1 protein-coding gene and 1 pseudogene are annotated in these 1070 nt (G+C 61.9%); both read right to left on the bottom strand.

The features are described 5' to 3' along the window. Positions 1 to 114 precede the first annotated feature (114 nt). Positions 115 to 543: a transposase gene (locus IVB32_RS04120; protein ID WP_247409886.1), complete on the bottom strand. Its 429-nt coding sequence runs from the start codon at positions 541 to 543 to the stop codon at positions 115 to 117. 82 nt (positions 544 to 625) lie between these two features. Continuing rightward, positions 626 to 853: pseudogene (locus IVB32_RS04115) on the bottom strand (single-stranded DNA-binding protein); the annotation flags it as partial. Positions 854 to 1070: the final 217 nt, after the last annotated feature.

The raw sequence follows: 1070 nt of genomic DNA, 5'->3' as shown, positions 1-1070 counted from the left end.
AGAATGGATCTGCACCCATGCTCTCGCGCACCAGGGTCGCAAGACCCTCCATGCCCTTGCGGAAGTCTACCGGCTTGGTCGCCAGCATCACCCGGACCGCACCTGACGGACCGATCACCGGCTCGCCTTCAGCGCCTGGACAATCGACGTAATCATCGCCGTATCCGCTCCACGACCGGCTCGGATCGTGATGCCGTCGACTTCAATCTCGATGATCCCGCTATCTGCCTTGCGCACCGTTTTGCGCTCCCGGTGAGCACTTTGCGCCGGTACCACCGCGTCCACCACCGCCGGCACAAACTGTACTTCGTCAGCTTCGGAATGACCGCCTGCTGCTTCTCGCAACTGACGTCGCCAGCCAAACAGCTGCTGCGGCGACAATCCATGCCGTCGAGCCACGGAACACACCGAGTCGCCACTCGCCACGATCTCCGCGACGATCCGCACCTTGTCCTCGTCGCTCCACTTCCGCCGACGACCGGCTCCGGTGAAGACCTCGAGCCGCCGCACCGGCTCCGTGATAGCAGTATGCACTGTGTCCATTCTAAGCCTAACGGTCGAAACCGAACCGCAGACTCGCAGATCACACCGTCATCCGGTAGGTGGCCGCTGAACAGCGCTTACCCTTTTCGTTGCCATGTCGATGGAGGGCCTGATGGTGAGAGCGGCATAATGGGACAGTGAATTCGTCGCTGACCTTGCGCCCAAGAGTTCGCGGCTGGGCGAACTTGAGGTGGTGGGCATCGGACGGAGCCTGTTTGCAGACCAGGCAGGGCTGTGCCCGGATAAAAGCAAGGTGGGCCTTGCTCCGCTTGCGCGGTGGCTCTTTAGGGAAGGCGAGGCCGCTCTCTGGCTGATCCGCCTGCCCGTCGGAGCTTGACCCTGGGATAGCGGGTTGGGAGAGGGAAAGTTCTTCCGCTCGTTCCTGTCCGGGGACGCGCTCAGCCTCGGTTGGTGGCAGATCAGCTTCGATCTCAGGTTGAGCCGTCTGAGCTGCTGCCGGTATGATGGACACCGGGTTAAGCTAATCCCACCTTGCGCTCGAACTCAACAGGGCTGAGGTAACCGAT

Origin of the sequence: Bradyrhizobium sp. 23 (assembly GCF_023073295.1) — a bacterium.
Taxonomy (GTDB): Bacteria; Pseudomonadota; Alphaproteobacteria; order Rhizobiales; family Xanthobacteraceae; genus Bradyrhizobium; species Bradyrhizobium canariense_D.
This window is presented reverse-complemented; position numbering and strand designations above follow the sequence as displayed.